Origin of the sequence: Puerhibacterium sp. TATVAM-FAB25 (assembly GCF_046535855.1) — a bacterium.
Classification (GTDB): domain Bacteria; phylum Actinomycetota; class Actinomycetes; order Actinomycetales; family Cellulomonadaceae; genus Puerhibacterium; species Puerhibacterium variabilis_A.
The window spans coordinates 1-25,975 of record NZ_JAXUAK010000009.1 but is presented as its reverse complement, the minus strand read 5'-3'; the positions used below and the strand labels follow the sequence as shown (position 1 = coordinate 25,975).

Here is a 25,975-nt window from a genome sequence, read left to right as displayed (position 1 = left end):
CATCCCCGCATGACGCCTGACTCCCGCGACCACGACATCGTCGTCTTCGGCGCCAGCGGCTTCGTCGGGCGGCTCGTCGCCGCCCAGCTGGCCGAGCACGCGCCCGAGAGCGCTCGCATCGCCCTCGCGGGGCGGTCGCGGGAGAAGGTCGAACGGGCTCGCGACGAGCTGCCGGGTCGCGGCCGGGACTGGCCGGTGCTGGTGGCGGACGCGTCCGACGCGGCGTCGCTGGCGGCGATGGCGGGCGCGACCCGCGTCGTCGTCAGCACCGTGGGCCCGTACCTGCGCCACGGCCTGCCGGTGGTCGAGGCGTGCGCGCGGGCGGGGACGCACTACGCGGACCTCACCGGCGAGGCGCCGTTCCTCCGCCAGGCGATCGACCGGTACGACGACGTCGCGCGGGCGTCCGGGGCGCGGCTGGTGCACTGCTGCGGGTACGACTCGGTCCCGTCCGACCTCGCGGTGCTGACCCTGCACCGCCGCGTCGAGGCCGACGGCGCCGGCCCGCTCGGGCGCGTGCTGACGGTGGCGCGGGCCCGCGGCGGCGTGAGCGGCGGGACCGTCGCGTCGCTGCGCGGCATCGCCGAGCTCGCCGCGAGCGACGCCTCCGTGCGGAAGTTGCTCGCCGACCCGTTCGCCCTCAGCCCGGACCGGGGCGCCGAGCCGGGGACGCCCCAGCCGGCCGACCACCCCGCGCCCGACCGACTGGTCGACGGACGTTGGACGGCGCCCTTCCCGATGGCGTCGATCAACACCCGCGTCGTGCGGCGGTCCAACGCCCTGCAGGGCTGGGCCTACGGGCGAGGGCTGCGGTACGGGGAGGTCGCGGGGACGGGGCGTGGCGCCGGCGGGGCGCTCGGGGCCTTCGGTGTGAGCGCCGGGATGGGCCTCGCTGCGGCGGCGTTCGCCGTGCCGCCCGCCCGTGCGCTGCTCGATCGGGTCCTGCCCGACGCCGGCACGGGCCCCGACGAGGAGACGCGCCGCACCGGGTGGTTCCGGATGGAGCTGCGGGCGCTTACTGCTACCGGGGAGCGCTACGAGGCCGTGGCCGCCGGACCCGGCGACCCGGGGTACGCGGCGACCGCCGTGATGCTCGGGGAGTCGGCGCTGGCGCTGGCCTTCGACGAGGACCGGCTGCCGGACTCGGCGGGCTCGCTGACGCCGGCCACCGGCATCGGGGACGTGCTGGTCGAGCGGCTGCGAGCGGCGGGGCACACGTACGAGGCGGCGGCGCGGTGACCCGGACGCTTGGCGACACAGCGATCGAGGTGCGCCTGAAAGGATTCGAACCTTCGACACCCGCTTTAGGAGAGCGGTGCTCTATCCACTGAGCTACAGGCGCTCGGGCCGCTCGCGAGCGGGCGACCCGCTCCGCCGTCGGGCTGCACCCGGCGACGGACCGCCCACAGCCTAGCGCGCCGACGTGCGGGCAGGTGAGCGGGCGGCTCACCCCGGCAGTCGCCAGCCACCGTGGCGGCGTCGATTCGCCAGCTTGTCGTCAGGTCGGCAGCACGAGGTGCCGAGCCCGCGACGGACTGCCGAGCCCACGTGCCGTCGGCCGGACACCCTGAACAGAACTCGGGCCAGCGCCCCGTCACACCCACGCGGCGGGGTTCGCCAGCACCTCCCGCAGCACCTCGCGCGCCCCGCCCACGGTGGCCGCGTGCGGGCCGGCCGCCGCCGGGCGCACCGCCACCGGCGAGAACGGCGCGGCCAGCGCCGTCGTCTGCACCGTGGCGGCGACGACGCCGCCGAGCCACTCGTACAGCGCGGTGTAGGCGCCGCCGAGCACCACGGTCTCCACGTCGACGAGGTTCACGAACGCCGCGAGCGCCTGCCCCAGCGCCCGCCCGCCGCGGCCCACGGCGGCCAGCGCGGCACCATCCCCGGCGCGCAGCGCAGCAACGAGCGCCTCCACCGGCGCGTCGACCGCCAACCCGGACTCGCGCAGCAGCACCTCCTTGCCGGCGTACTGCTCCAGGCAGCCGTGGTTGCCGCAGGAGCAGCGCGGCCCGGCCGGGTCGACCACCACGTGCCCGATCTCACCGTTCCAGCCGCGCTCCCCCAGGAACAGCCGGCGGTCGACGACGATGCCGGCGCCGATGCCGACGTCGGCCGAGACGTAGAGGAACGACGGCGGCACGTCCCCGGCGAGCTCGGCCGCGGCGGCGAGCTTGGCCTCGTTGGCGACCTCGACCGGCAGCGGCTCGCCGTCGCGGGTGCGCAGCCCGAGCGCCGGCACGGGGTCCATCGACGACCAGCCGAGGTTGGGCGCCACCTGCAGCAGCCCGGTGCGGGCGTCGACCAGGCCCGGCAGCGCCAGCCGCGCCCCGGCCACGCGCATTCCGGCGGCCTCGGCGTCGTCGACCACCTTCCGCGCGAGCTCGCCGAGGCGCGGCAGCACGACGTCGGGGTCGCTGTCGTGGAACGAGCCCGGCTCGACGCGCTCGTCGACCACCTGCCCCGCGAGGTCGAGGACGGTGACGCCGAGGTAGTCGACGTTCACCTCGAGCCCGAGCCCGACAACGGTGCGCGCGGCGGGCCGCAGCGGCACCGCGGGGCGGCCGGCGCGCTGGGCGGCGACCGGCGGCAGCTCGGCCACGAGCCCCCCGGCCACGAGCCGGTCGACCAGGGTCGACACCGTGGCCCGCGCCAGCCCGGTCGCGGCGGCCACGTCGGCGCGGGAGAGTGGCTCGGGCGCGTCGAACACCGCGCGGACGACGAGCCGGAGGTTGCGCTCGCGCAGCGTGTGCTGGCGCGCGGCGGCCCCGCGGGCGGTCGTCGTCGGCTCGGCGGTCATGGCTTGACTGTAGCCGAGCGCCGGGTAATAGTTCAGCCATCCAACAAATCGCCGCGCCGACGCGGGCGTGGCTCGACGAGGAGACCACCGTGAGCGACATCAAGTACTCGTTCGGCCTGTGGACCGTGGGCTGGCCCGCCAACGACCCGTTCGGCACCGCGACCCGTCCGGAGCTCGACCCGGCCGAGTCCATCCGCAAGCTCGCCGAGCTGGGCGCGTGGGGCTTCACCTACCACGACAACGACATCTTCCCGTTCGGCGCCGACGAGACCGAGCGTCAGCGCGGCATCGACGCGGTGAAGAAGGCGGCCGAGGAGACCGGTCTCGTCTGCGAGATGGTCACCACCAACACCTTCAGCCACCCGGTCTTCAAGGACGGCGCGTTCACCTCGAACAACCGCCAGGTCCGCCGCTTCGGCCTGAAGAAGGTGCTGCGCAGCGTCGACAACGCCGCCGAGATGGGCGCCTCCACGTTCGTCATGTGGGGTGGCCGCGAGGGCACCGAGTACGACAACTCGAAGGACCTCATCGCGGCGCACGCGCGCTACGCCGAGGGCATCGACACCGTGGCCGCCTACATCAAGGAGAAGGGCTACGACCTCAAGATCGGCCTGGAGCCCAAGCCGAACGAGCCCCGCGGCGACATCTTCCTGCCGACGATCGGTCACGCCATCGCGCTGATCAACACGCTCGACAACGGCGACATCGTGGGCCTCAACCCGGAGACGGGCCACGAGCAGATGGCCGGCCTCAACTACACGCACGGCATCGCGCTGGCGCTGTACTGCGGCAAGCTCTTCCACATCGACCTCAACGGCCAGCACGGCCCGAAGTACGACCAGGACCTGGTGTTCGGCCACGGCGACCTGCTCAACGCGTTCTTCACGGTCGACCTGCTCGAGAACGGCGCCCCCAACGGCGGCCCGCGCTACGAGGGCCCGCGCCACTTCGACTACAAGCCGTCGCGCACCGAGTACCTCGACGGCGTGTGGGAGTCGGCCAAGGCCAACATGGAGACCTACGACCTGCTCGCGGCCAAGGCCAAGGCCTACCGCGAGGACCCGGAGGTCCAGGCCGCGTTCGAGCACGCCGGCATCTTCGAGCTCAACGAGGCGACGCTGGCCGAGGGCGAGTCGTTCGACGCCTTCCTCGCCGACTCCTCGGTGGACGCCGACTTCGACGTCGACGCCGCCGCCGAGCGCGACTACGGCCTGGTGCGCCTGCACCAGCTCGCGCTCAAGCACCTCATCGGCTGAGCCGAGCAGCACCCCGCCGGTGGGCGGGGTCCCGGTGGCGCGCGCGCAGCGCGCCGCCGGGGCCCCGCCCACGACGGCGTCCACCCCCGTTCCTCCAGTCCTCCGGGCCCCGACCCGTCCCTTCCGAAGGAAGCAACGATGCCCCTCGTCGCCGGCGTGGACTCCTCCACGCAGTCCTGCAAGATCGTCGTCCGCGACGCCGACACCGGGCGGCTGGTCCGCAGCGGCTCCGCGAAGCACCCCGACGGCACCGAGGTCGACCCCCGGCACTGGTGGGATGCGTTCACGCAGGCGGCCGAGGCCGCGGGCGGCCTGGACGACGTCGCCGCGATCGCCGTCGGCGGCCAGCAGCACGGCCTCGTGGCGCTCGACGCGGACGGCAACGTGATCCGCCCGGCGCTGCTGTGGAACGACACCCGCTCGGCCGGCTCGGCCGAGGACCTGATCCGCGAGCTCGGCGACGGCGACCGCGAGGCCGGCGCCCAGCGCTGGGCCGACGCCGTCGGGTCCGTGCTCGTGGCCTCCCTGACCGTCACCAAGCTGCGCTGGGTGCGCGACCACGAGCCGGAGAACGCCGCGCGCATCGCCGCCGTCGCGCTCCCCCACGACTGGCTGAGCTGGCGCATCGCCGGCTACGGCCCCGCCGACGACGCCAGCGCGCCGCTCGGCCCGCAGCTCGACAAGCTGTTCACCGACCGCTCCGACGCCTCCGGCACCGGCTACTACGACGCCGACGCGTCCGCGTCGGAGGCGGACGGCGCCGTGGCCGAGGGCGCCGGCGCCTACCGCCGCGACCTGCTGCGCCTGGCCCTGGGCCGCGACGACGTCGTGCTGCCGCGCGTGCTCACGCCGACCGAGGCGGGCGGCGTCGCGCACGCCTCCGTCGCGGGCGCCGACGTCGAGGGCGGGGCGCTCATCGGGCCGGGCGCCGGTGACAACGCCGGCGCGTCGCTGGGCCTGGGCATGCGCCCGGGCGACATCGCCATCTCCATCGGCACCTCCGGCGTCGTCTCGGCCGTGGCGCCGACCCGCACCGCCGACGGCTCCGGCGCCATCAACGGCTTCGCCGACGCCACCGGCAACTCGCTCATGCTCGCGGTGACGCTCAACGCCGCCCGCGTGCTGGACGCCGCCCGCACGGTGCTCGACGTCGAGTTCGACGAGCTGGCCCGCCTCGCGCTCGCCGCCCCGCCCGGGGCCGACGGCCTCGTGCTGGTGCCCTACCTCGAGGGCGAGCGCACCCCGAACCGCCCGGACGCCACCGGCACGCTGCACGGCATCCGGCTGAAGACCTCGACGCGCGAGCACCTCGCCCGCGCCTACGTCGAGGGCATGCTGTGCGGCCTGGCCGACGGGCTCGACGCGCTGCGGGCGCTCGACGTGCCGATCGAGCGGGTCATGCTCATCGGCGGCGCCGCGCAGTCGCCGGCCGTGCAGCGCATCGCGCCGCAGGTGTTCGGCGTCTCCATCGCCGTGCCCGAGCCCGGCGAGTACGTGGCCGACGGCGCCGCGCGCCAGGCCGCGTGGGTGCTCGCCTCGGCGCGCGCCGGCGAGCCGGTGGAGGCGCCGGAGTGGTCGACGTCGGTCGCCACGACGCTGGTGGCGGACCCGCAGCCGGTGATCCGCAAGCAGTACGCGGCGGTGCGCGACCTCGTCTGACGGAGTCCGCTCCCCCCACAGACGCCGAGATAGAGCGGCATCCTCGCGAGATAGAGAGGGCGCCCGCCGAGATAGAGAGCCGACTCTCTACCTCGGCGGACGCCCTCTCTATCTCGGCGCTGGGGGTCTCTATCTCGGCGCGGTCAGCGCCGGGCGTAGGCGCGGAACCGGTAGCGCAGCCCGGTCGACGACGTCTCCCAGGCACCGTCGTCGACGAGCTCCCACTGGCCCGGGTCGAGCGGCGGGGCGAACGCGTCGCCCTCGACCTCGACGTCCACCTCGGTGACGACGCAGCGGTCGGCGCGCGGCAGCGCCTGCGCGTAGACCTGCCCGCCGCCGATCACCCAGACCTCCTCGCCGCCCGGGGCGTCCTCCGCGGCCGCGAGCGCCTCCTCCAGCGAGGTGACGACGACGAGCCGCGGCGTCGCGGGCGCGAGGGTCCGCACCGTCGCGGCGGGGTCCTCCGGCGCCGTCGGCCGGACCGGCTCGACGACGGGCCGCGAGCCGCGCGTCACCACCACGTTGGTGCGCCCGGGCAGCGGCCGGTTCTTCGCCGGCAGCGACTCCCACGTGAGGCGCCCCATCACCACGGGGTGCCCTGACGTCGTCCGCTTGAAGTGCGCGAAGTCCTCGGGCACGCGCCACGGGATGGCGCCGCCCGCGCCGATGACGGCGCGCCCGGCGGGGTCGTGCGCCTGGGCCCAGATCAGTCCGATCACGCGCGTCAGACCGCGACCGGCGCCTTGATGGCGGGGTGGTGCTGGTAGCCGACCACCTGCACGTCCTCGTAGGCGTAGTCGAGGATCGAGTCGCGCGGGGCGAGCTCCAGGCGCGGGTACGGGTATGCCTCGCGGGAGAGCTGTTCGCGCACCTGCTCGAGGTGGTTGTCGTAGACGTGGCAGTCGCCGCCGGTCCAGACGAACTCGCCGACCTCGAGGCCGGTCTGCTGCGCCACCATGTGGGTCAGCAGCGCGTACGAGGCGATGTTGAACGGCACCCCGAGGAACATGTCCGCCGAGCGCTGGTAGAGCTGGCAGCTCAGCCTGCCGTCGGCCACGTAGAACTGGAACAGCAGGTGGCACGGCGGCAGCGCCATGTTGGAGATCTCGGCCACGTTCCACGCGCTGACGATGAGGCGGCGCGAGTCCGGGTTGGTGCGGATCTGCTCGATCACCTGCTGGATCTGGTCGACGTGCCGGCCGTCCGGCGTCGGCCACGAGCGCCACTGCACGCCGTAGACCGGGCCGAGCTCGCCCTCTGGCGAGGCCCACTCGTCCCAGATCGACACACCGTGCTCCTGCAGCCAGCGCACGTTGGAGTCGCCGCGCAGGAACCACAGCAGCTCGTACACCACCGACTTCAGGTGCACGCGCTTGGTGGTGATCAGCGGGAAGCCCTGCGACAGGTCGTAGCGGATCTGCCGGCCGAACACGCTGGTGGTGCCGGTGCCCGTGCGGTCGGACTTGTGCGTGCCGTTCTCGAGCACGTCGCGCAGCAGGTCCTCGTACGGGGTGGCGACGGCGGGCGAGCCGTCCGTCGCGAGGGTGGCAGGGACCGCGGCCGGGGCCTCGCGCAGCGCGTCGCTCATGGCCGCCAGTGTAGGCGCGGGGCCTGACGGTGCGGCGGACGCCGCGGGCCGGCGCCCGACGGCGTCCGTGGGCGACGGGCGGTGCGGCCCGACGGCGCAGCGCGCGCCCGGGGTCAGGGCGTGTCGCCCGGCGCGGCCTCCCGCTCGTGGCGCATCGCGCGCAGCTCCTTGCCCCGGCGGCGCCAGCCGCGCCACAGCAGCAGGAGCGCGACGCCCAGCAGCGCGCCGAGCAGTGCTCCCCAGGCGGTGCCGCCGCCGAACCCGGGCGCCTCGGCGTCGAGGACGACCTTGGCGGCCCGCGCGGACGGGTGGGGGCCCACCGCCACCCACAGCGTCAGCCAGTTGGGCGCCGCCAGCAGCAGCCCGAAGCCCGTGAGCAGCACGGGCGGCTCCCAGCCGTCCCACCGCCGGATGGTCTGGCCGATGACGATCACCGGCAGGAACGTGAAGACCGTGCCGAAGAACAGGCCCCACCAGGCGCCCAGCGAGAACTCGCCGTGCACCAGGTCGCCGACGGTGCCGGCCCACCAGCCCGGCAGGTAGCGCGCCAGCAGCCAGAACACGACCAGCACGATGGCGGCGACCAGGAACCACAGCACCGCCTTGCGCCCGACGGCGCGCCAGTCGCGGCCGCCGGCCGCCCCACCCACCGGCTGCGCGCCGCCCGCGCCGGTCCCGCTCGCGCCCGCCGCGCCGACCGGGGCTGCACCGCCCGCACCCGGCCGTCCGTCGTCGCCCCCAGCTCTCATGGTGCCGATAGTGGCAGCGGCGCCGCGACCCCGCACCACGCGCCGACCTGGCGAGAGCCCTCGCGGACCTCGTCGGCGCCGGGACGGTGCGCCCGGGAACGCACCCCGCTAGGGTGCCAGCGTGACCGCTGGACAGACGCCCTCAGGCGCTCCGACCGATGCTCGGGCGCGCACCGCGGTCATCGTCGAGGACGACCCGGACATCCGCGACCTGCTCGACACCGTGCTCACCCAGGCCGGCTTCACCACGCAGACGGCGGCCACGGGGCACGACGGCGTCGAGGCGGTGCGGCGGTCCGAACCGCTGATCACCACCCTGGACGTGAGCCTGCCCGACATCGACGGGTTCGAGGTGTGCCGCCGCATCCGCGCGGTCTCCGACACCTACGTCGTGATGCTCACCGCCCGCGCGGACGAGATCGACGCGCTGACGGGGATGGACGCCGGCGCCGACGACTACCTGACGAAGCCGTTCCGCCCGCGCGAGCTGCGCGCCCGGATCGAGGCGCTGCTGGCGAAGCCCCGCGGCGCCCGCGGGACCGGTACCGGGACCGAGTAGCCCGAGGAGCCCGTCCCGCCGCCCCGGCGCGTCCCGCCGCGGGTCAGGCGGTCCTCGCGTCCGGCTCGGCCGCCGTGACGTCGGCCGTGACGTCGGCCGTGACGTCCCCCGGGACGCCGTCCGCGCGACCCTCTCCGGTCAACCGCGCACGGGCCGTCCGCACGAGCGCGACGACCTCCCGGGCGCTGCCCGACGCCGCCGCGCACCCGACGTCGAGCCCCACCGTGTCGCCGTCCAGGTGCAGCGGCCGGTCGAGCAGCGCCCGCCGCAGCCCGCGCAGCCAGCCGTCGGCGTCGCCCGGCAGCACGACGACCAGCTCGTCGCCGCGGGACGGGTCGCTGCCCGCCGCGCCGCCCGTCGGCAGCAGGTCCAGCACGACGTCGGCCAGGTGGCGGCGCGCCTGCTCGCGGCCGTCGCGGCCGAACGCGTCGCGCAGCGCTCCGGCGTCGAGCAGCCGCAGCGCCAGCACGTGCACGCGGCCGGCGCCCTCGCGCGCGGCCACGGCCTGCACCAGGTGCGGCAGCGTCCGCGTGCCCAGCACCGGGTCGTAGCGCACCGCGGCCACCTCCGCGTTCTCGCGGGTGCGCAGCGCCATCATCGTGAACGCGCCGACGAGGATGAGCATGAGGTTGATGAGCGTCGTGGTCGACGTGGGCAGCCACCGCAGCCAGAACTCGGACTCGGCCCCGCCCGCGGCGAACGCGACCGCGCGGACGGCGTAGTAGGTGCCCGCCGCGGCGCACGTCAGCCCCAACGCGACCGCCTCCGGGGCCCGGCGCGCGGCGTGGGACCGGCCGAGCAGCTCGACCGCGGCCATGATCCCCCAGACGCTGATGCCGAGGAGGTAGACCAGGCCGCCGGCCCACTCCCCCTCGTCGGGCCCCTCGACGAGCACCGCCAGCGCGGCCACGCCGGCGCTGGCCGCCACCACCCACAGGAGCGTCCTGCGGCCCTCGCGGGCGCGCGCCCCGGACCAGATCGCGCCGAGCCCGAGCACGAACGAGGCGTTGCCGAGCGCCACGGCCCACCACAGCGCCGTCGACGCGGCGCTCGCCAGGTAGGCGAACGTCGTGACGATCGCCGCGAGGAACGGCAGCGTCCAGCAGCGGTCGACGACGTCGGGGCGCCCGCGGCGCCAGACGTTGAGCACGTACAGCGCCCCGACCACGAGCTGCACGGTCGGCGACACCACGAGCAGCGTCGTCTCGTCCAGGCCCGTCATGACCCCACCCCCGCCGTCTGCGCGCCGGTGGACCCGGCGTCGGCCATGGGGAGCCGGACGCGCACCGTGGTGCCGCGGCCCGGCTCGCTCTCGAGGTCGATGGTGCCGCCGTGCGCCTCGACGATCTGGCGGCAGATGTGCAGGCCCAGCCCGGTGCCGTGCCGCGACCCGTGGCGCACAGCCCGGGCGCGGTAGAAGCGGGTGAAGACCTGGTGCACGTCCTCCGGGGCGATGCCGACGCCCTCGTCGCGCACGCGCAGCACCACCTCCCGGTCGCCCGGGCGCCCGGAGCCCGCGTGCAGCGACACCTCCACGACGCCGCCCGCGTCGGAGTACTTCACGGCGTTCGCCAGGACGTTGTCGGCCACCTGGCGCAGCGCCGCCGCGTCGCCGTGCACCGGCGCACCGCCCGACGGCGGCGTCCACACCACGCGCAGCCCGGCCGCCTGGGCCACCGGGCAGATCGCGGCGACCGCCTCGTCCACCACGGCGGCGAGGTCCAGGTCGGCGCGCACGAGGGCCAGGTCGCCCCCACGGGCCGCCGCGGCCGTCAGCAGGTCGCCCACGAGCGTCAGCAGGCGGTCGGCGTTGCGCGTGGCGACGTCGAGGTGCCTGGCGACGGCCGGAGGCAGGTCCGGCGCGTCGACCGCCAGCTCCAGGTGGCCGACGATCGACGTCAGCGGGGTGCGCAGCTCGTGCGACGCGGCGACGACGAAGTCCTCCTTGAGCTCCAGCGCGGTGAGCTGCTCGGTGAGGTTCTCGAACGTCACGACGGCGAGGCGGCCGCCCGTGGTCGGGTCGGCGTCGTCGAGCTGGACGACCGACGCCCGCAGCGCCATGCGCCCGACCGGAAGGGCGAACCAGCCGACCTCGCTGTCGAACTGCTCGCCGCGGATGGCGCGGTGGAGAGGTCCGTCCTCGAGCGGCACCCCTTCCGGTGCGACCGAGCGGTCCGGGGGCAGGTCGTCGATCCGCAGCCCGGGCCGCAGCACCCCGTGCGTGACCTCCGTGATGAGCCGGTTGACGAGCACCAGCCGCCCCTCGGCGTCGATGACCAGGATGCCGGCGCCCGCGGTGCCGAGGACCGCCTCGAGGAGCCGGCGCTCCGACCCGAGCTCCGCGGCCGCCCGGCGCAGCACGGTGCCCTGCCGGCGCATCAGCAGGTTGCGGGCGTCGGAGCGGCGCTGGATCGCGCCCACCGACAGGGCCACCGCCGTCAGCACCACGGGCACGAGGGCGACGCGGGCGATCTGGTCGCGCGAGACGGCCGAGCCGGCGATCGCGGTCGGCAGCCAGGTCACCAGGAACGCCCCCGCGATCGCGAGCCCGACGCCCAGCGTCCCGTGCCGCTGCGCGAGCCACAGCACCGGGAAGATCGCCAGCAGGGAGACGGGCGCCGTCTCGCTGCCCACGAACAGGGCGACGGCGAGCAGGTCCACCAGCGGCACGGTGAGCTCGGCCCGCGGGCCGAGGCGCTGCCACGGCACGAGCAGCGTGAGGGCCACGCCGAGGACCAGGACGACGACGCCGGCGAGGTAGGCGCCGTCGACGACCATCTCGTGCTCGTAGACGGTGAGCCCGACGGTGGCGAGGGCCGCGGTGGCCACGAACGGCAGGTGCTGGAGGAACACCGCCGAGCGCCGGTCGGTCGTCTCCTCCCGGCGCGGCTCCCCCACGACCGCCCCCATGGGGCGAACTGTATCCGAGCGGATGCACCGCCCGAGGCGGTGACCCGGGCGACCGGGACGTGCTCCGCGCGTCGTGTCAGCCCTGCGGCAGCGCGGCGACCGCGTCGATCTCCACGAGCACGCCGGGGCGCGCCGGGGTCACGGCCACCACGGTGACGGCCGTGCGGTGGTCGCCCCAGACGGCGCGGGTCGCGGCGTACCCCTCGGCGGGGTCGGAGCCCGCGGCGAGGTAGACGGTGAGCTTGACGACGTGCTCGGGCCCCGCGCCGGCCGCGGCCAGGACGGCGAGCAGGTTGCGCACCGCCTGCTGCGTCTGGGCCGCGAAGCCCTCGACCAGCACGCCGTCGCGGTCGACGCCGTTCTGCCCGACTGGACGCCGAGCGTCGGACTTTCCCGGCTTCCGGGCGCCGGAAGCCGGGAAGGTACGACGCTCGGCGCTACCCTCCACGCGTGGCACGCCCCGCCGACAGCAGCACCCCCCGTGCCCGCCTGGTCGACCAGCTCACCGGCAGCGACGGCGTCACGCTGGAGATCGTCTCCGGCGGCACCGTCCGGATCGACGCGTTCCACGGTCTCGTCACCTCGCCCCTGCGGTGGCAGCTCTCCGAGAAGAGCCTCGCGGCGTACGTCGCGGGGCTCGACGGGGACGACCTGGACGCGCTGTGGCCCCGGCGTCCCCGCGAGTGGCAGGCGTTCGCCCTGCTGTCGGTGCACCTCGAGGAGCTGCTGGCCAGCGCGGAGGGTCCCGTCAGCACCGTGCGGCTGGTCGACGGACGGCTCGAGGTGGGCTGAGGCCTCCCGCGCCGACGGCAGCGCCCGCCGGTGCCCGTGCGCCCGGCTCGGGATTCGTGCCGCGCCGCGCGGTGGCAGGATCGAGGCCATGAGCGAGCAGACCCAGACCGGCGCGCCCGCCGCGAGCACGGACGCCCCGGCTCCCGTGAGCCCGTCGACCCACGACCCGCTGTGGGTGGAGCGCAACGGCACGCGCACGTACACCGGCTACTCGGGCCGCGGCGCCCGCGTGGACATCGGCCCGGTCACCGCCGGCGCCGTCTTCACGCCCGGCGAGCTGCTGAAGATCGCGCTGGCGGCGTGCGCGGGCATGAGCTCGGACACCAAGTTCGCCCGCGTGCTGGGCGACGACTACAAGGTCAAGATCACGGTCGAGGGTCCCAAGGACCCCACCGAGGACCGCTACCCCTCGCTGCACGAGGTCTTCGAGATCGACCTGACGTCGCTCGACGACGCGGTCCGCGACAAGACGCTGCTGCTGGCCCAGCGGTCCATCGACCGCGCCTGCACGGTCGCCAACACGCTCAAGGCCGGCGCGCTGGTGCCGCCGGCCACGTTCGTGCCGCCGATCGAGGCGCTGGACGAGTGCACGGACGACGGCGACGACGGCGACGGTGACGGGTCGCCGGCCGGCGCGGGCACGACGACGGAGGGCCGGGCATGAGGGCGCGCGACGTCCGCGGGCTGATCCGGCGCGACGACCGCGGCGCGGACCAGGGCAGGGCCACGGGCGAGCGCGCAAGCGCAGCCGCGGGCACGAACGGGACGCCCGGTGGCGACGACCTCGAGCACTGGACCGAGTACCAGCCGTCCACGGTGGTCGAGTCGCTGGTCGACCGGGCCGTGACCATCCCGTCGGCCACGATCCACCGGCACGTCGACCGGCTGCGCGAGCGCAACCCGTACGCCACGCCGGCGCAGATCGTGCGGATCCTCGAGAAGGAGTACCTCGCCGTGGTGGCCACCGCCGGCGGCGCGGTGGGCCTCGCCGCGGCGGTGCCCGCCGTCGGCACGAGCACCGGCGTGGCGCTGACGACGGCGGACATCGCCACCTTCTTCGCGTCGTCGGCCGCGTTCGCCCTGGCCGTGGCGGACGTGCACGGCATCGACGTCGACGACGTCCCGCGCCGGCGTGCGCTGCTGCTGGCCACGGTGCTCGGCGACAAGGGCGCCAAGGACGTGCAGAACGCCATCGGCGGGTCGACCACGGCGTGGGGCAAGGTGCTGCTCACCTCGATGCCGCAGGGCAGCGTCCGCAAGGTGAATAACGCCCTGGCGCACCGGTTCCTGCGCAAGCAGCTGGCCAAGCAGGGGTCGCTCGCGCTCGGGCGGCTGGTGCCGTTCGGCGTGGGCGCCGTCGTGGGCGTCGCCGGCGGGCGGGCGCTGGGCCACGGCGTCGTCGCGCAGTCGCGCCGGGCGTTCGGTCCGCCGCCGGACCACTTCCCCCGGGTCGTCGAGGTACCGGCCGACGACGCGGGCGACGGCCTCGCCGAGCGGCTGCCGGGCGGCCTCGTGCGGCGGCTCGGGCGCCGCGCCGGCCGCGACTGACGGTCCCGCGACCGGTCGCGCCGCCCGCGCCGCCCGCGCCGACCCGACGACCAGGCCCGACGACCAGGCCCGACGACCAGGCCCGACGCCGCACGGGCTCGCCGGGTTTCGCCCGCGCCGCGCCGCCCGCCGACGAGCAAGGACGCCGTCGGCGGGCCACGCTGGGTCCGTGACAGCCTTCACGCCAGCGTCGTCGCACTCGGCCCAGCGCCGCCACTACCTCATGTGCCCGCCGACGTACTTCACGGTCAGCTACGAGATCAACCCCTGGATGGACCCGTCGGTCCCGGTCGACCCCGCCCGGGCGACGGCGCAGTGGGAGCGGCTGCGCGACACCCTGCGCGATCTCGGCCACCACGTCGAGGAGATCGAGCCCGAGCCGGGGCTGCCGGACATGGTCTACGCCGCCAACGGCGCCACCGTGGTCGACGGCGTCGTCTACGAGGCGTGGTTCCGCTACCCGGAGCGGGCCGCCGAGGGGCCGGCGTACCTGCGCTGGTTCAGCGACCGCGGCTACGTCACCGCCAAGGCCCGGCACGTCAACGAGGGCGAGGGCGACCTGCTCACCTGCGGCTCGCGCGTGCTGGCCGGCCACGGCCCGCGCACCGACGTCGCCGCCCACCGCGAGGCGGCGCGGCTGCTCGGCCGCGAGGTGGTCAGCCTCGAGCTGGTGGACCCGCGGTTCTACCACCTGGACACCGCCCTGACGGTGCTGCGCGGCAACGACGGCGGCACGCCGGACGAGGACTGCGACGTCGCCTACCTGCCGTCGGCGTTCTCGGACGAGTCGCGCGAGGTGCTGGAGCACCTGTTCCCCGATGCGCTGATCGCCACCGACGAGGACGCCGAGGTGCTCGGGCTCAACGCGGTCTCCGACGGCCGGCACGTCGTGCTCAACCCCGCCGCCACGCGGTACGCCGCGGCGCTGCGCGAGCGCGGCTACGAGCCGGTCGGCGTCGACACCTCGGAGCTCCTGCGCGGCGGCGGCGGCGCCAAGTGCTGCACGCTCGAGCTGCGCGGCGAGCCGCGGCTGCCCGCCGCGCGGCGAGACACGCCGGGTGCGACGGTGCGGAGCGCGTAGCCTTGGGGGGCGTGAGCACCTCTGCCGCCGCCCCTGTCCCGTCCACCGGGTCCACCCCCGTCGCGTCGCCCGCGCTCGCCGCGGCGCTGCCGGAGCTGCGCGCCCGCTACGAGGAGCTGCGGTCCCGCGGGCTGAGGCTCGACCTCACGCGCGGCAAGCCGTCGGCCGAGCAGCTCGACCTGGCCGAGCCGCTGCTGGCGCTGCCCGGCGAGGGCGTGCACACCGACGCCGACGGCACCGACGTGCGCAACTACGGCGGTCTGCTCGGGCTGCCCCAGCTGCGCCGGATGTTCGCCGAGCTCCTCGACGTGCCGGTGGACCAGCTGCTCGCGCTCGGCAACGCCTCTCTGACGCTCATGCACGACGCGATCGCCTACGCGATGCTCTGGGGCGTGCCCGGCGGCACGGAGCCGTGGTCGCGCGGGCCGGTGAAGTTCGTCTGCCCGGTGCCGGGCTACGACCGGCACTTCGCGCTGTGCGAGGCGTTCGGCATCGAGATGGTGACCGTGCCGATGACGCCGGACGGCCCCGACGCCGAGGCCGTGGCCGCCCTGGTGGCCGCCGACCCGACGATCAAGGGCCTGTGGGCGGTGCCCACCTACGCCAACCCGGACGGCGCCGTCGTCGCCGAGGCGGTGGCGCGCCGGCTGGTGTCGATGCCGGCGGCGGCGCCCGACTTCCGCATCTTCTGGGACAACGCCTACGCCATCCACCACCTCACCGAGGACGAGGTGAAGACGGCGAACGCCATCGACCTGGCCGCCGAGGCCGGCAACCCCGACCGCGTGCTGATGTTCGCCTCGACGTCCAAGGTGTCGTTCGCGGGCGCGGGCGTGGCGTTCTTCGCCTCCTCCCCCGCCAACGTGGCCTGGTACACCGACCACCTCAAGTACCAGTCGATCGGGCCGGACAAGGTCAACCAGCTGCGGCACGCGCTGTTCTTCGGCTCCGCCGAGGGCGTGCGCGAGCACATGCGCCGCCACCGCGAGATCCTCGCGCCGAAGTTCCGCGCGGTCTCCGAGATCCTCGCCGAGCGGCTCGGCGACCAGGGCGTGGCCTCGTGGACGGAGCCGCGCGGCGGGTACTTCGTCTCGCTCGACGTCGTGCCCGGCACGGCCTCGCGCGTGGTGGAGCTGGCCAAGGGCGCGGGCATCGCGCTGACGCCGGCCGGCGCCACGTTCCCCTACGGCAAGGACCCGGACGACCGGAACATCCGGCTCGCGCCGTCGATGCCGCCGCTGGACGAGGTGCGGGTCGCGATGGACGGGGTCGCGACGTGCGTCCTCCTCGCGGCCGCGGAGGCCGCCGCGGAGTAAGCCGTTGTGGGTACAGGACACGCCGTGGATCTCGCGAGATCCACGGCGTGTTCTGTACCCACAACGGTGAGGGGTGGGTCAGGCGGGCTGGGCCTCCGACGTCGACGGCGCCGCCGCGGCGCCGCCGTCGGCCTCGTCGCACCGCTTGGTCACCACGAGCACCGGGCACTTGGAGTGGTGCAGCACCGCCTGGCTGGTGGACCCCAGCAGCAGCCCGCGGAACCCGCCGCGCCCGCGGGAGCCGACCACGATGAGGTCGGCCGCCTGGGAGAACTCGGTGAGCAGCTCGGCGCCGGTGCCGTCGAGCACCACGCGCCGGATCTTCAGCCCGCTCTCGGCGGACTCGTAGCGGTCGACGATGACGTCGAGGCCCGCCTTGACGTCGGCCAGCACCTGCTCGTGGTCGATCTGCGACGGCAGCCACGCCAGGACGCCGGCGCCCGCGCCGACGGGGACGCCGGCCACGGCGACGAGCTCGGCGTCCCACACCTTCGCCTGCTGGACGGCGTGCTTGAGCGCCAGCTCGGCCGACCTCGAGCCGTCCACGCCGACGACGATCCGCCGCACCGGCCGCACGGCGTCGCCGTCGCGGCGCGCCTCGTCGTCGGCCCCGGCGGCCCGGGGGCGGTACGGCACGACGACGGTGGGGCACGCCGCGTGCGCCGGCAGGGCCGAGGACACGGTGCCGAGCAGGCGCTCGGTGAACCCGCCCTTGCCGCGCGTGCCGACGACCACCAGACCGTGGTCCTGGCTCAGCTCGACCAGTACGCCCGCCGCGTCCCCCGTGGCCACCGACGCCGTCACGGGCACGCCGCTGCCGGCCACCCGGGCCTGCGCCTCGGCCAGCACGGCCTTGGCGCCCTCCTGGATCGCGGTGTCGTCGAGGGCGGCGTAGCCGCCGTCGAGCGAGGCCGCGGTGAACGACGGCAGCGAGTAGCTGCACACCATGTGGAGGGACCAGCCGACCCGGCTCGCATAGGCCGTGGCCCAGTCGAGGGCGTGCAGGCTGGGTGCGGAACCGTCCACACCCACCAGGACGATCTGCGGTCGGGTCATCTCGCGCCTCCGTTCCGTGCTCCGGGGCTCCGTCGCCCCGGCGGTCTTCGCGTGTTCAAGCCTAGCGATGCCGGAGGCAAAGGACACCAGGAAGGCGCAAAAGTCGCACGCCGAGAGGGCGGCGAGGCCGGAGAGGGAGCCGGAGAGGGAGCCGGAGTGGGAGCCGGGGACGGGTCCGCGGGCGCGCGTCAGGAGGCGCGGACCCGGCCGCGGGTACGACGACGCCCCGGCGCGCAGGGGGCTCGCCGGGGCGTCGTCAGCTCAGGTCAGGAGACCCGGAGGTACACCGGGTTCGACTGCCAGATGGGGTTGAGGTCGACCTTCCAGCCCTGCGGGCGGGAGGCCTCGACCTGCTTGCCGTTGCCGGCGTAGATGGAGATGTGACCCGGCGACCACAGCAGGTCGCCCGGGCGCGCCTCGGAGGCCGAGATGCGCGTGGTGCGCGGCGAGTCGAGGATCGCGCGCGACTGGTGCGGCAGGTCGATGCCGAGCTGGGCGTACACGTACGCCACCAGGCCGGAGCAGTCGAAGCCGCTGGGCGACGAGCCGCCGACGACGTACTTGACGCCGATGTAGCGCATCGCGATGTCCACGGCGGCCGAGGTCGAGGCGGACTTGGTGGAGGCGGCCTTGGTGGAGGCCGACTCGGTCGACACGGCCTTGGCCGTGGTGCGCTCGGCGCTGCGCGAGGTGGCAGCGGCGCGCTCGGTCGAGGTGGCCGCGGCCGTCTCGACCTTCTTCTCGACGACCTTGGGCTTCGGCGCCGGGGCGGGCGTGACACCGACCGAGGCGACGCCGTCGGCGGTCACGGCCTCGACGGAGACCTGGGCGTCGGAGGCGACGGTCACGACGGGCGCCGCGGCGAGATCCTCGCGCGCCTGGTCGGACAGCGTGTTGAGGTCGACCGAGCCGATCTTGGTCGCCTCGTTCTGGACGGGAGCGGCCTGGGCCGTGCTGGCCACCCCGAACGTCGAGACAAGGATGCCGCCGGCGGTGGCCGCGACAGCGGCCCGGCGGCCGACGCCGGTCGAGGCGACGCTCTGAGCGAGGTCGGACAGCGGCGTCAGGGGGCGACGCGCGGCACGGTGCCGCGCGCTCGTGGTACGTGCGCTCACGGGTTCCCTCTCCGGTCGCCTACGAGGTGAGCTGTCGGGTTCGGATGGGAGAAAGCACCCGGCCGTCAGGGCCGCTCGCGCGTCCCGTTGGGCTTCACCCCGAGGACACCGTCGCCGGTGCCCGAAAGTGGGTCCCCCGCCCCTGTCATGCGGTCTGTCCGTGGTCCTCGGTCGGTGACAGGGCTCGGCGTCCGACCGGGGCCCTGGCAGGAGAGGTCCCGCCAGGTAGTTGAAACGGTACTGGACCAACGTTCGAAAGTCACGTTTGGGTCACGACGCATGCACGAGGCCCCGTCACCTGCGGTGACGGGGCCTCGTGGGGTGCTCTCGACGCGTCGTCAGGCCGCCGGACGGCCTGTGGGACGCGTCACGCGGGGCGGGTCAGCCCACGCGGACGAAGGTGGGGTTCGACTGCCAGATCGAGCGGAACTGGATGGTCTTGCCCGGGCGCGGGGCGTCGATCTGCATGCCGTCACCGGCGTAGATCGAGATGTGGCCCGGCGACCAGATGAGGTCGCCCGCCTGCGCCTGCGAGCGCGAGATCACGGTGCCGGAGTCGCGCTGCCCGGTCGAGCTGCGGGGCAGGTTGATGCCGGCCTGCGCGAAGACGTACTGGACGAAGCCGGAGCAGTCGAAGCCGGCCGGGGTCGAGCCGCCCCAGACGTACGGGACGCCCACGTAGCGGGAGGCGATCGAGATGATCGACGAGCCGCTGGCCGACGCCGGGACGCTCGCCTCGGCGGACGAGGAGGACTCGGTCGAGGCCGAGGACGAGGAGGAGCTCGTCGACTCCGTGCGCTCCGACGTCGAGGTGCGCTCGGCGGTGCGGGAGGGGGCCGACGCCGCGCGGACGACGGGCTCCGGCTCCGGCTCCGGCTCCGGGGCGGGCGTGACCTCGACGGCGAGGGCGCCCTCGGTGGTCACGGTCTCGACGGAGACCTGCGCGTCCTTGGCGACGGTGACGACCGGCGCGGCGGACAGGGCCTCGCGGGCCTGCTCGGTCAGCGCGCTGAGGTCGACGGTGCTGAGCTTCGCGTCGCTGTGGGCCGGCGCCGCCTGGGCGGCGGTGGCGCCGCCGAAGGTGGAGACCAGCAGACCACCCGCCGTGGCGACCACGGCAGCCCGGCGACCGGCGCCGTTGCCGACGGTCTGCGCGAGCTCGGTGAGGGGGGTCACGGGACGACGCGCGGCGCGGTGCCGGGCGCTGTTCGTGCGTGCGCTCACGTGTGTACCTCTCCGTGGTCGCCTACGAGGTGAGCTGTCGGGTTCGGGTGGGAGAAAGCACCCGGCCGTCGGGGCCGCTCGCGCGTCCCGTCGGGCTTCACCCCAAGGACACCGTCTCCGGTGCCCGTCATTGGGTCCCCCGCCCCTGCCTACGGATTTCCGTCGAGCTCGACCGGTGACAGGGTTCGGCGTCCGGCCAAGCGCCCCCGGGACCACCCGGGTGCGAGGAGGACGGTACCGGACCGGACGGGTCGATGTCACGCTCCGGTCACGACGGCCGCCCCCCGCGCCGGGCCCGGTCCGGCGCGAACCGGCCGGTCACGGGCTCAGCGGGCGGCGACGAAGAGGTGCCGGGCGAGGTCCTCGGGCAGGTCGAGGACGGTCTCGGCGCCGTCGACGGACACCGTGTACGTGCCCGTGACGTGGCTCGCGTCGACCAGCGCGCCGGGCACCAGGCCGGCGTCGGCGAGGCGCGCCAGCAGCTCGACGTCGGTCTGCAGCGGCTCGGCGATGCGCTGGAGGACCACCTGGGCGGGCTTGCCGGCGTCGCCGCGCAGCGCGGCGGCCCGGAACAGCGTCGGCAGGGACTGCACGCCCTCGAGGTAGCGGACCTCCTCGTAGTCCTCCCCCAGCTCGGACAGGCCCGGGATCGGGTTGCCGTAGGGGTCGGAGTGCGGGTGGTCGAGCAGGGTGACGAGGCGCTTCTCCACGAGGTCGCTCATCACGTGCTCCCAGCGGCACGCCTCGGTGTGCACCTGCTCCCAGTCGAGCTTGATGACGTCGGTGAGCAGGCGCTCGGCCAGGCGGTGCTTGCGCATCACGCGGCGCGCCTTGTCGTGGCCGAGGTCCGTCAGCTCGAGGTGGCGGTCGCCGGTCACGACGACGAGGCCGTCGCGCTCCATGCGCGCCACCGTCTGCGACACCGTCGGGCCCGAGTGCCCCAGCCGCTCGGCGATCCGCGCGCGCAGCGGGGTGATGCCCTCCTCGACGAGCTCGTAGATCGTCTTGAGGTACATCTCGGTGGTGTCGATCAGGTCGGTCACGACCTCTCCTTCCGATCGCAGCGGTCCGGGAGGCGGGCGCCGGGCGGGCGCGCTCTCCGGCGGCCCTAGTCTATTCGCACGTCCAGCCTGGATCCGGGAGCCCGAAAACCATGACGCTGACCATCCCCGACGCCCTGCTGCCCGCCGACGGCCGGTTCGGCTCCGGCCCGTCGAAGGTACGCCCCGAGCAGGTGTCGGCCCTCGCCGCGGCCGGCGCGTCGGTGCTGGGCACCTCGCACCGCCAGCCGCCGGTCAAGGACCTGGTCCGCCGCGTGCGCACGGGCCTGGCGGAGCTGTTCGCCCTGCCCGACGGCTACGAGGTGGTGCTCGGCAACGGCGGCTCGACGGCGTTCTGGGACGTCGCGACCGCGAGCCTGGTGCGCCGCCGTGCGCAGCACGCGTCGTTCGGCGAGTTCGGCGCGAAGTTCGCCGCGGCGACCCGCCGCGCGCCGTTCCTCGCCGACCCGCAGGTGCTCACCGCCGAGCCCGGGTCGGTGGCCCTGCTCGAGCCGGCCGACGACGTGGACGTGCACGCGACCCCGCACAACGAGACGTCCACCGGCGCGATGGTCCCGGTGCGCCGCCCCGCCGGCTCGCGCGAGCGCGGCGCGCTCACGCTTGTCGACGCCACCTCCGGCGCGGGCGCCCTGCCGGTCGACCTGGCCGAGACCGACGTCTACTACTTCGCGCCGCAGAAGGTGTTCGCGGCCGACGGCGGGCTGTGGCTGGCGATCGCGTCGCCGGCGGCGGTCGAGCGCGCGGCCGGCGTCGAGGCCGGCGCCGCCGCCGAGGGCCGGTGGGTGCCGGAGTTCCTGTCGTTCACGACGGCGCTGACGAGCTCGCGCGCCGACCAGACGCTCAACACCCCGGCCGTGGCCACGCTCGTCATGCTCGCCGACCAGGTGGAGTGGCTGCTGGCCCAGGGCGGCCTGGCGTGGTCCGCCGCCCGCAGCGCCGAGTCCGCGGCCGCGCTGTACGGCTGGGCCGAGGCGCGCGACTGGGCGACGCCGTTCGTCGCCGACCCGGCGTACCGCTCCACCGTGGTGGGCACGATCGACCTCGACGAGGCGATCGACGCCGCGGCGGTCACCGCGGTGCTGCGCGAGCACGGCGTGCTCGACGTCTTCCCGTACCGCAAGCTCGGGCGCAACCAGCTGCGCGTGGGCATGTTCCCCGCGGTCGCCCCCGACGACGTGCGCGCGCTGACGGCGTGCGTGGACTACGTCGTCGAGCGCCTCTGAGGCCCGCCCGGCGCGCGGCGCCGGCACGGCCGCACCTCGAGGGGCGCGGCCGTGCCGGCGTCGTCGGAGCCCCGGCGGGCCGTCAGAGCACCAGCAGCGAGAAGCTCCCGCGACCGTAGCCGGACACCTCGACGTCGAGGTCGGTGCGCCGCACGTAGGCCAGGGCCCACGAGGCGACGTCCGCGGGCAGCGGCGCGCCCGGGGCGTGCACGGTGTCGAGCTTCAGGTGCGGGGCGCCGTCGGCGTTGAACAGCGAGGCGATGACGTTGAGCACCTCGGCGGCGTTCTCCGCCAGCGTGGGCGGCAGCACGCCGTCCGCGGCGGCCTCGGCCGACGCGTGGGCCGGCACCAGGCCGATGGCGGCGCCGACGTGCGCGGCCAGCGGCAGGTCGAGCAGCACCACGGCCTGCAGCGCCCGCGTGCGGTCCACGTAGGTGCCCACGAGCGCGCCGGCGGGGTCGACCATCGCGCCGCCGGTCTGCACCTCGACGTCCCGGCCCAGCAGCCCCTCGACGAGGTCACGGACCTCCTTGGCGTTCGGCAGCGGCGTCGCGTCGCTCATGCCAGCACCGGCTCGATCGCGGCGCGGAACGCCTCGGGCGTGAACGGCTTGGCGATGAGGAACAGCGCGCCGGCGGCCTCGGCGGCCTCGCGCATCTCGGCCGACCCCTCGGAGGTGATGAAGCCGAACGGCGTGCCGAAGCCCTCCTGCCGCAGGCGCTGCAGCAGCTCGATGCCGGTGAGGTTCGGCATGTTCCAGTCGGACAGCACGACGTCGGGCTCGTCCTGGCGGACCGCCTCGAGCGCCTCGGCGCCGTCGGCGGCCTCGCGGACCTCCCAGTCGTAGCCGGCCTGCCGCAGCGTGCGGATCACGATCTGCCGCATCACGCGGCTGTCGTCGGCGACCAGTGCGCGGATCATCGCGGGGTGCTCCCTTCGGGGTGGGGGGTGGCGGTGGGGTCCTGCGGCCCGGCGCCGGGCCGGGCGTGCACGACGACGACCAGCGGCCGTCCGCGCCACGACAGGCGCAGCTCGGCCTCCGACGGCGCGTCGGCGGACCCGGCGGGCGGGGCGCCGGCCACCTGCGGCAGGCCGAGCGTGCCGCCGTCGGGCAGCAGGGACTTGAGGTTGCCGCCGACCACGTTGGCGATCTCGCCGAACGCGTCGACGAGGTCCTCGTGGTCGACGGGGGTGCCCGGGTCGAGGCGGAGCATCGCCCGGGCCAGGTCGCGGGCGGTCTCCTGCTCGGTGACGAGCACGGCGCGGCCGGACCACGGCCCGTGCACGTCGACCCACGCGGCGAGCGGCTCGGCGGGCGCGGGGACGTCCCCGTCCCACGGCGCCAGGGTGGTCTCCTCGCCGTCGACCATCGCCACGAACACGTCGTGGGCCACGGCCATCACCTGGTCGGCGCCGATCACCGCGGGGGCGCTCACGCGGCACCGTCCAGGGGCAGCAGGCCGAGCAGGGCCAGCTTGTCGCGCACCGCGTCGGGCGTGAACGGCTTGATGAGGTACTCGTGCGCCCCCGCGGCCAGGGCCCGCACGATCTGCGACTGCTCCGACTCGGTGGTGACCATCATCAGCGTCATGGAGCGCCACTCGGGGCGCTCGCGCACCGTCGAGACGAACGTCAGGCCGTCCATCACGGGCATGTTCCAGTCGACGCACGCCAGGTCGGCCTGCAGGCCGCCCTCGAGGAGGTCGAGCGCGGCGCGGCCGTGCTCGGCCTCGTACGGCTCGAACCCGAGCGGGCGCAAGGTGCTCGAGACGATGCGGCGCATCGTCCTCGAGTCGTCGATGACCAGGGCTCTCACAGCGGGGCTCCTCGGGACGGGACGGGCGCGCCGGCCAGGCGCGCGGGGGTGGACGGGACGGCGAGCCGGGCGAACCGCGAGACCGGCGAGGACGACGCGCCGACGGGCGCCGGCGCGACCGCGGGCGCGGGCGCCGCCGGCGCCGCGAGCGTGTAGACCGAGCCGCGGCCGGCGGGCACGCGCTGCCAGGCGTCGTCGACGCCGATGGTGGTCTCGGCGGCGCCGAGCACCAGCACGCCGCCGGGGGCCATGACCTGCCGCACCCGGCGCAGGATGGCCTGCTTGGTGGGCAGGTCGAAGTAGATGAGCACGTTGCGCAGCAGCACGAGGTCGAACGGCCCGGGCGGCGCCGGCTCGAGCAGGTTGTGCTGCCGGAACGTCACGACGCGGCGCAGGGCCGGCGCCACCTGCCACTGCGCGCCCGCGCGCACCATGTGCCGCACGATCATCGGCGCGGGCAGGCCGCGGTTGACCTCGAGCTGGGAGTACGTGCCCGAGCCGGCCTGATCGAGGATCCGCGCCGACAGGTCGGTCGCCAGGATCTCGATCGACGCGCCCGGCGGCAGCGTCTCGGCCGCGACCATGGCCACCGAGTACGGCTCCTGCCCGCTGGAGCAGGCGGCCGACCACACGCGCACCCGCGCGGCGGGGCCGCGCCGGCGCAGAACGTCGGGCAGCACCTGGGTGCGCAGGGCCTCGAACGGGGTCTGGTCGCGGAACCAGGACGTCTCGTGGGTCGCCAGGGCCTCGACGACGCGCACCAGGTCCGCCTCGCGGCCCGCCGTGCGCACCTCGCGCACGAACGCGTCGACGCCGGCGCAGCCGCGCTCGCGCGCCAGCGGCAGCAGGCGGCTCTCGACGAGGTACTCCTTGCCGGCCTCGAGCCGGATGGCGCTGCGCCGGCGCACGAGGTCCGCCACGAACGCGAAGGTGTCGGGAGCGAGGCTCATGCGCGCCTCCCCTCGGCCATGGCCGGTACCGCCCCGGGCGTCCCGGCCGGCACCGCTCCCGCGGCCTTCGCCGCCGCCGCGAGCACCTGCTCGACCGCAGGCGCCACCTCGGGCAGCGGCAGGATGCGGTGGGCGAGGCCCGCCTGCGCCACGGCGCCGGGCATGCCCCACACCACCGACGTCGGCTCGTCCTGCACGACGACGGTGCCGCCGGCCTCCACGAGGCGGCGGGCGCCGGTGCGCCCGTCGGCGCCCATGCCCGTGAGGACGACGCCGAGCAGGTGCCCGCCGTAGGCCTCGACGGCCGAGGCGAACAGCACGTCCACGGACGGGCGGCAGTAGTTCACCGGCGGCCCGTCGTCGAGGGCCGTGACCATCCGGGTGCCGTCGCGCCGCACCACCAGGTGGTGGTCGCCGGGCGCGACGTACACCGTGCCGGGGCGCAGCTCCTGGCCGCCGGCGGCCTCCACGACCCGGGCCGGGCCGGTGCGGTCGAGGCGGGCGGCGAGCTGCCGGGTGAACACCGGCGGCATGTGCTGCACCACCAGCACGGGCACGGGCGGCGGCGCGGTGAGCGCGCCGAGCATGCGCGACAGCGCCTCCGGCCCGCCGGTCGAGGACCCGAGCACGACGGCGCGCACGGGGTGCGGCGCGGGCGCGGGCCGGGGCGCAGCCGTCGTCGGGCTCTGCACCCGCAGCCCGGCCACGCGCTCCGGCCGCCCGACCGACGACTCGGCCGACGACGCTTCTGGCGACGAGGCCGACGCCCCGGCCGGTGCCGGGCGCGCGCCGGCGGGCGCGCCGGCCGGGTGCGGCACCAGCGCCCGCAGGCGCGGCACCAGCTCCCCGGCGACCCGGGCGAGCGACTCCGAGACGCTGCCGACGTTGGCCGGCTTGGCCACGTAGTCGGTGGCGCCGGCGGCCAGCGCGTCGAGGGTGGCCGCCGCGCCGCGCTCGGTGAGGGTCGAGAACATCACCACGGGCATGCGGTGACCGGCGCGGCGCAGCTCGCGCACCGCCTCGATGCCGTCCATCTCCGGCATCTCGATGTCCATGGTGATCGCGTCCGGCGCGAGCTGCTCGGCCTTGCGCAGGGCGATCCTGCCGTTGGCGGCCACGCCCACGACGTCGATGCCGCCGGCGCGCGACAGCGCGTCCGTCACGAGCCGGCGGATGACGACGGAGTCGTCCACCACCAGCACCCGGATGGGTGTCACGTGCTCTCCCCTTGCTCGTTGTTCGTGGTGCTCACGGGACCAGCGGTCCCGGGTG

27 protein-coding genes, 1 tRNA gene and 2 riboswitches are annotated in these 25,975 nt (G+C 75.3%); of the genes, 10 read left to right on the top strand and 18 right to left on the bottom strand.

What is annotated here, in order from left to right; all coding sequences use genetic code 11:
• Positions 1 to 9 precede the first annotated feature (9 nt).
• A complete protein-coding gene (locus U5M74_RS10000) occupies positions 10 to 1,239 on the top strand; it encodes a saccharopine dehydrogenase family protein (protein ID WP_410908602.1) in 1,230 nt (409 codons plus the stop codon).
• Between the two features lie 30 nt (positions 1,240 to 1,269).
• Here the strand turns inward: U5M74_RS10000 and U5M74_RS09995 are convergent.
• A tRNA-Arg gene (locus U5M74_RS09995) sits at positions 1,270 to 1,342 on the bottom strand.
• 252 nt (positions 1,343 to 1,594) lie between these two features.
• A complete protein-coding gene (locus U5M74_RS09990) occupies positions 1,595 to 2,800 on the bottom strand; it encodes an ROK family protein (RefSeq protein ID WP_410908600.1) in 1,206 nt (401 codons plus the stop codon).
• An 89-nt stretch (positions 2,801 to 2,889) separates the two neighbouring features.
• Here U5M74_RS09990 and xylA point away from each other — a divergent pair, with 89 nt between their 5' ends.
• Together xylA and U5M74_RS09980 are read left to right on the top strand one after the other, a co-directional pair.
• Entirely contained in the window at positions 2,890 to 4,056 is a 1,167-nt protein-coding gene (xylA, locus tag U5M74_RS09985) for a xylose isomerase (RefSeq protein ID WP_410908598.1), read from the top strand.
• A gap of 138 nt (positions 4,057 to 4,194) precedes the next feature.
• Positions 4,195 to 5,715 (top strand): xylulokinase, encoded by a 1,521-nt coding sequence (locus U5M74_RS09980; RefSeq protein WP_410908596.1) that lies wholly within the window; start codon positions 4,195 to 4,197, stop codon positions 5,713 to 5,715.
• 143 nt (positions 5,716 to 5,858) lie between these two features.
• On the opposite strand, the gene U5M74_RS09975 is transcribed toward U5M74_RS09980, so the two are convergent.
• The 3 genes from U5M74_RS09975 to U5M74_RS09965 form a co-directional block, all read right to left on the bottom strand.
• Positions 5,859 to 6,434, bottom strand: a complete 576-nt coding sequence (locus tag U5M74_RS09975; RefSeq protein ID WP_410908594.1) for a dihydrofolate reductase — start codon at positions 6,432 to 6,434, stop codon at positions 5,859 to 5,861.
• A gap of 5 nt (positions 6,435 to 6,439) precedes the next feature.
• Positions 6,440 to 7,303: a thymidylate synthase gene (locus tag U5M74_RS09970; protein WP_410908592.1), complete on the bottom strand. Its 864-nt coding sequence runs from the start codon at positions 7,301 to 7,303 to the stop codon at positions 6,440 to 6,442.
• 113 nt (positions 7,304 to 7,416) lie between these two features.
• Positions 7,417 to 8,052: a hypothetical protein gene (locus tag U5M74_RS09965; RefSeq protein ID WP_410908590.1), complete on the bottom strand. Its 636-nt coding sequence runs from the start codon at positions 8,050 to 8,052 to the stop codon at positions 7,417 to 7,419.
• Between the two features lie 121 nt (positions 8,053 to 8,173).
• On the opposite strand from U5M74_RS09965, the gene U5M74_RS09960 reads away from it, so the two are divergent.
• Positions 8,174 to 8,611, top strand: coding sequence for a response regulator transcription factor (locus tag U5M74_RS09960; protein ID WP_410908588.1), 438 nt, complete (start codon positions 8,174 to 8,176; stop codon positions 8,609 to 8,611).
• Between the two features lie 43 nt (positions 8,612 to 8,654).
• Here U5M74_RS09960 and U5M74_RS09955 read toward each other — a convergent pair whose 3' ends face one another.
• The 3 genes from U5M74_RS09955 to U5M74_RS09945 form a co-directional block, all read right to left on the bottom strand.
• Positions 8,655 to 9,833, bottom strand: a complete 1,179-nt coding sequence (locus U5M74_RS09955; RefSeq protein WP_410908586.1) for a hypothetical protein — start codon at positions 9,831 to 9,833, stop codon at positions 8,655 to 8,657.
• A complete protein-coding gene (locus U5M74_RS09950; protein ID WP_410908584.1) occupies positions 9,830 to 11,521 on the bottom strand; it encodes a sensor histidine kinase in 1,692 nt (563 codons plus the stop codon). The genes U5M74_RS09955 and U5M74_RS09950 overlap by 4 nt, the downstream gene beginning before the upstream one ends.
• A 76-nt stretch (positions 11,522 to 11,597) precedes the next feature.
• Complete coding sequence (locus tag U5M74_RS09945) at positions 11,598 to 11,969, bottom strand: RidA family protein (RefSeq protein WP_410908582.1); 372 nt, start codon at positions 11,967 to 11,969, stop codon at positions 11,598 to 11,600.
• A 2-nt stretch (positions 11,970 to 11,971) separates the two neighbouring features.
• Here U5M74_RS09945 and U5M74_RS09940 point away from each other — a divergent pair, with 2 nt between their 5' ends.
• The 5 genes from U5M74_RS09940 to U5M74_RS09920 all read left to right on the top strand — a co-directional run bounded on the left by U5M74_RS09940 (position 11,972) and on the right by U5M74_RS09920 (position 16,258).
• On the top strand, positions 11,972 to 12,313 hold the full coding sequence (locus tag U5M74_RS09940) for a hypothetical protein (RefSeq protein WP_410908580.1): 342 nt from the start codon (positions 11,972 to 11,974) through the stop codon (positions 12,311 to 12,313).
• 88 nt (positions 12,314 to 12,401) lie between these two features.
• Positions 12,402 to 12,977 carry an OsmC family protein gene (locus tag U5M74_RS09935; RefSeq protein WP_410908578.1) on the top strand — a complete coding sequence of 192 codons (576 nt, stop codon included), beginning with the start codon at positions 12,402 to 12,404 and terminating at the stop codon, positions 12,975 to 12,977.
• Positions 12,974 to 13,861 (top strand): hypothetical protein, encoded by an 888-nt coding sequence (locus U5M74_RS09930; RefSeq protein WP_410908576.1) that lies wholly within the window; start codon positions 12,974 to 12,976, stop codon positions 13,859 to 13,861. Before U5M74_RS09935 ends, U5M74_RS09930 begins: the two co-directional genes overlap by 4 nt.
• 223 nt (positions 13,862 to 14,084) lie before the next feature.
• Positions 14,085 to 14,942: a dimethylargininase gene (ddaH, locus tag U5M74_RS09925; protein WP_410908796.1), complete on the top strand. Its 858-nt coding sequence runs from the start codon at positions 14,085 to 14,087 to the stop codon at positions 14,940 to 14,942.
• Between the two features lie 11 nt (positions 14,943 to 14,953).
• The gene (locus U5M74_RS09920; protein WP_410908574.1) at positions 14,954 to 16,258 is read left to right on the top strand and encodes an aminotransferase class I/II-fold pyridoxal phosphate-dependent enzyme; all 1,305 of its coding nucleotides are present in this window, start codon (positions 14,954 to 14,956) and stop codon (positions 16,256 to 16,258) included.
• Positions 16,259 to 16,336: 78 nt separating this feature from the next.
• Here the strand turns inward: U5M74_RS09920 and U5M74_RS09915 are convergent, their stop codons facing one another.
• The 4 genes from U5M74_RS09915 to U5M74_RS09900 all read right to left on the bottom strand — a co-directional run bounded on the left by U5M74_RS09915 (position 16,337) and on the right by U5M74_RS09900 (position 20,696).
• On the bottom strand, positions 16,337 to 17,314 hold the full coding sequence (locus U5M74_RS09915) for a universal stress protein (RefSeq protein ID WP_410908572.1): 978 nt from the start codon (positions 17,312 to 17,314) through the stop codon (positions 16,337 to 16,339).
• A 266-nt stretch (positions 17,315 to 17,580) separates the two neighbouring features.
• On the bottom strand, positions 17,581 to 18,429 hold the full coding sequence (locus tag U5M74_RS09910) for a C40 family peptidase (protein WP_410908570.1): 849 nt from the start codon (positions 18,427 to 18,429) through the stop codon (positions 17,581 to 17,583).
• Positions 18,430 to 18,431: 2 nt separating this feature from the next.
• Positions 18,432 to 18,598, bottom strand: a riboswitch (cyclic di-AMP (ydaO/yuaA leader).
• Between the two features lie 212 nt (positions 18,599 to 18,810).
• Positions 18,811 to 19,653, bottom strand: a complete 843-nt coding sequence (locus U5M74_RS09905; RefSeq protein ID WP_410908568.1) for a C40 family peptidase — start codon at positions 19,651 to 19,653, stop codon at positions 18,811 to 18,813.
• Between the two features lie 3 nt (positions 19,654 to 19,656).
• Positions 19,657 to 19,854, bottom strand: a riboswitch (cyclic di-AMP (ydaO/yuaA leader).
• Positions 19,855 to 19,979: 125 nt separating this feature from the next.
• Positions 19,980 to 20,696 carry an iron dependent repressor, metal binding and dimerization domain protein gene (locus tag U5M74_RS09900; RefSeq protein WP_410908566.1) on the bottom strand — a complete coding sequence of 239 codons (717 nt, stop codon included), beginning with the start codon at positions 20,694 to 20,696 and terminating at the stop codon, positions 19,980 to 19,982.
• A gap of 110 nt (positions 20,697 to 20,806) precedes the next feature.
• On the opposite strand from U5M74_RS09900, the gene serC reads away from it, so the two are divergent.
• Complete coding sequence (gene serC / locus U5M74_RS09895) at positions 20,807 to 21,937, top strand: phosphoserine transaminase (RefSeq protein ID WP_410908564.1); 1,131 nt, start codon at positions 20,807 to 20,809, stop codon at positions 21,935 to 21,937.
• Between the two features lie 82 nt (positions 21,938 to 22,019).
• Here serC and U5M74_RS09890 read toward each other — a convergent pair whose 3' ends face one another.
• Genes U5M74_RS09890 through cheB form a run of 6 tightly spaced genes read right to left on the bottom strand, consistent with a single transcriptional unit; the run spans position 22,020 to position 25,920 of the window.
• Positions 22,020 to 22,499 (bottom strand): hypothetical protein, encoded by a 480-nt coding sequence (locus U5M74_RS09890; RefSeq protein ID WP_410908562.1) that lies wholly within the window; start codon positions 22,497 to 22,499, stop codon positions 22,020 to 22,022.
• Positions 22,496 to 22,858 (bottom strand): response regulator, encoded by a 363-nt coding sequence (locus U5M74_RS09885; RefSeq protein WP_216093003.1) that lies wholly within the window; start codon positions 22,856 to 22,858, stop codon positions 22,496 to 22,498. Before U5M74_RS09885 ends, U5M74_RS09890 begins: the two co-directional genes overlap by 4 nt.
• On the bottom strand, positions 22,855 to 23,373 hold the full coding sequence (locus U5M74_RS09880; protein WP_410908560.1) for a chemotaxis protein CheX: 519 nt from the start codon (positions 23,371 to 23,373) through the stop codon (positions 22,855 to 22,857). The genes U5M74_RS09885 and U5M74_RS09880 overlap by 4 nt, the downstream gene beginning before the upstream one ends.
• Positions 23,370 to 23,753 carry a response regulator gene (locus U5M74_RS09875; protein WP_410908558.1) on the bottom strand — a complete coding sequence of 128 codons (384 nt, stop codon included), beginning with the start codon at positions 23,751 to 23,753 and terminating at the stop codon, positions 23,370 to 23,372. Before U5M74_RS09875 ends, U5M74_RS09880 begins: the two co-directional genes overlap by 4 nt.
• Positions 23,750 to 24,703 (bottom strand): CheR family methyltransferase, encoded by a 954-nt coding sequence (locus U5M74_RS09870; protein WP_410908556.1) that lies wholly within the window; start codon positions 24,701 to 24,703, stop codon positions 23,750 to 23,752. Before U5M74_RS09870 ends, U5M74_RS09875 begins: the two co-directional genes overlap by 4 nt.
• Entirely contained in the window at positions 24,700 to 25,920 is a 1,221-nt protein-coding gene (gene cheB, locus U5M74_RS09865) for a chemotaxis-specific protein-glutamate methyltransferase CheB (protein ID WP_410908554.1), read from the bottom strand. The genes U5M74_RS09870 and cheB overlap by 4 nt, the downstream gene beginning before the upstream one ends.
• Positions 25,921 to 25,975 lie beyond the last annotated feature (55 nt).

What these genes read in the sequence shown, in the direction of transcription:
- ddaH (WP_410908796.1), top strand. Translation starts at nt 14,085, where the DNA reads ATGTGCCCGCCGACGTACTTCACGGTCAGCTACGAGATCAACCCCTGG.
- U5M74_RS09965 (WP_410908590.1), bottom strand. Translation starts at nt 8,052, where the DNA reads ATGAGAGCTGGGGGCGACGACGGACGGCCGGGTGCGGGCGGTGCAGCC.
- U5M74_RS10000 (WP_410908602.1), top strand. Translation starts at nt 10, where the DNA reads ATGACGCCTGACTCCCGCGACCACGACATCGTCGTCTTCGGCGCCAGC.
- U5M74_RS09935 (WP_410908578.1), top strand. Translation starts at nt 12,402, where the DNA reads ATGAGCGAGCAGACCCAGACCGGCGCGCCCGCCGCGAGCACGGACGCC.
- U5M74_RS09970 (WP_410908592.1), bottom strand. Translation starts at nt 7,303, where the DNA reads ATGAGCGACGCGCTGCGCGAGGCCCCGGCCGCGGTCCCTGCCACCCTC.
- U5M74_RS09870 (WP_410908556.1), bottom strand. Translation starts at nt 24,703, where the DNA reads ATGAGCCTCGCTCCCGACACCTTCGCGTTCGTGGCGGACCTCGTGCGC.
- U5M74_RS09955 (WP_410908586.1), bottom strand. Translation starts at nt 9,833, where the DNA reads ATGACGGGCCTGGACGAGACGACGCTGCTCGTGGTGTCGCCGACCGTG.
- U5M74_RS09990 (WP_410908600.1), bottom strand. Translation starts at nt 2,800, where the DNA reads ATGACCGCCGAGCCGACGACGACCGCCCGCGGGGCCGCCGCGCGCCAG.
- serC (WP_410908564.1), top strand. Translation starts at nt 20,807, where the DNA reads ATGACGCTGACCATCCCCGACGCCCTGCTGCCCGCCGACGGCCGGTTC.
- U5M74_RS09950 (WP_410908584.1), bottom strand. Translation starts at nt 11,521, where the DNA reads ATGGGGGCGGTCGTGGGGGAGCCGCGCCGGGAGGAGACGACCGACCGG.
- U5M74_RS09890 (WP_410908562.1), bottom strand. Translation starts at nt 22,499, where the DNA reads ATGAGCGACGCGACGCCGCTGCCGAACGCCAAGGAGGTCCGTGACCTC.
- U5M74_RS09980 (WP_410908596.1), top strand. Translation starts at nt 4,195, where the DNA reads ATGCCCCTCGTCGCCGGCGTGGACTCCTCCACGCAGTCCTGCAAGATC.
- U5M74_RS09885 (WP_216093003.1), bottom strand. Translation starts at nt 22,858, where the DNA reads ATGATCCGCGCACTGGTCGCCGACGACAGCCGCGTGATGCGGCAGATC.
- U5M74_RS09915 (WP_410908572.1), bottom strand. Translation starts at nt 17,314, where the DNA reads ATGACCCGACCGCAGATCGTCCTGGTGGGTGTGGACGGTTCCGCACCC.
- U5M74_RS09930 (WP_410908576.1), top strand. Translation starts at nt 12,974, where the DNA reads ATGAGGGCGCGCGACGTCCGCGGGCTGATCCGGCGCGACGACCGCGGC.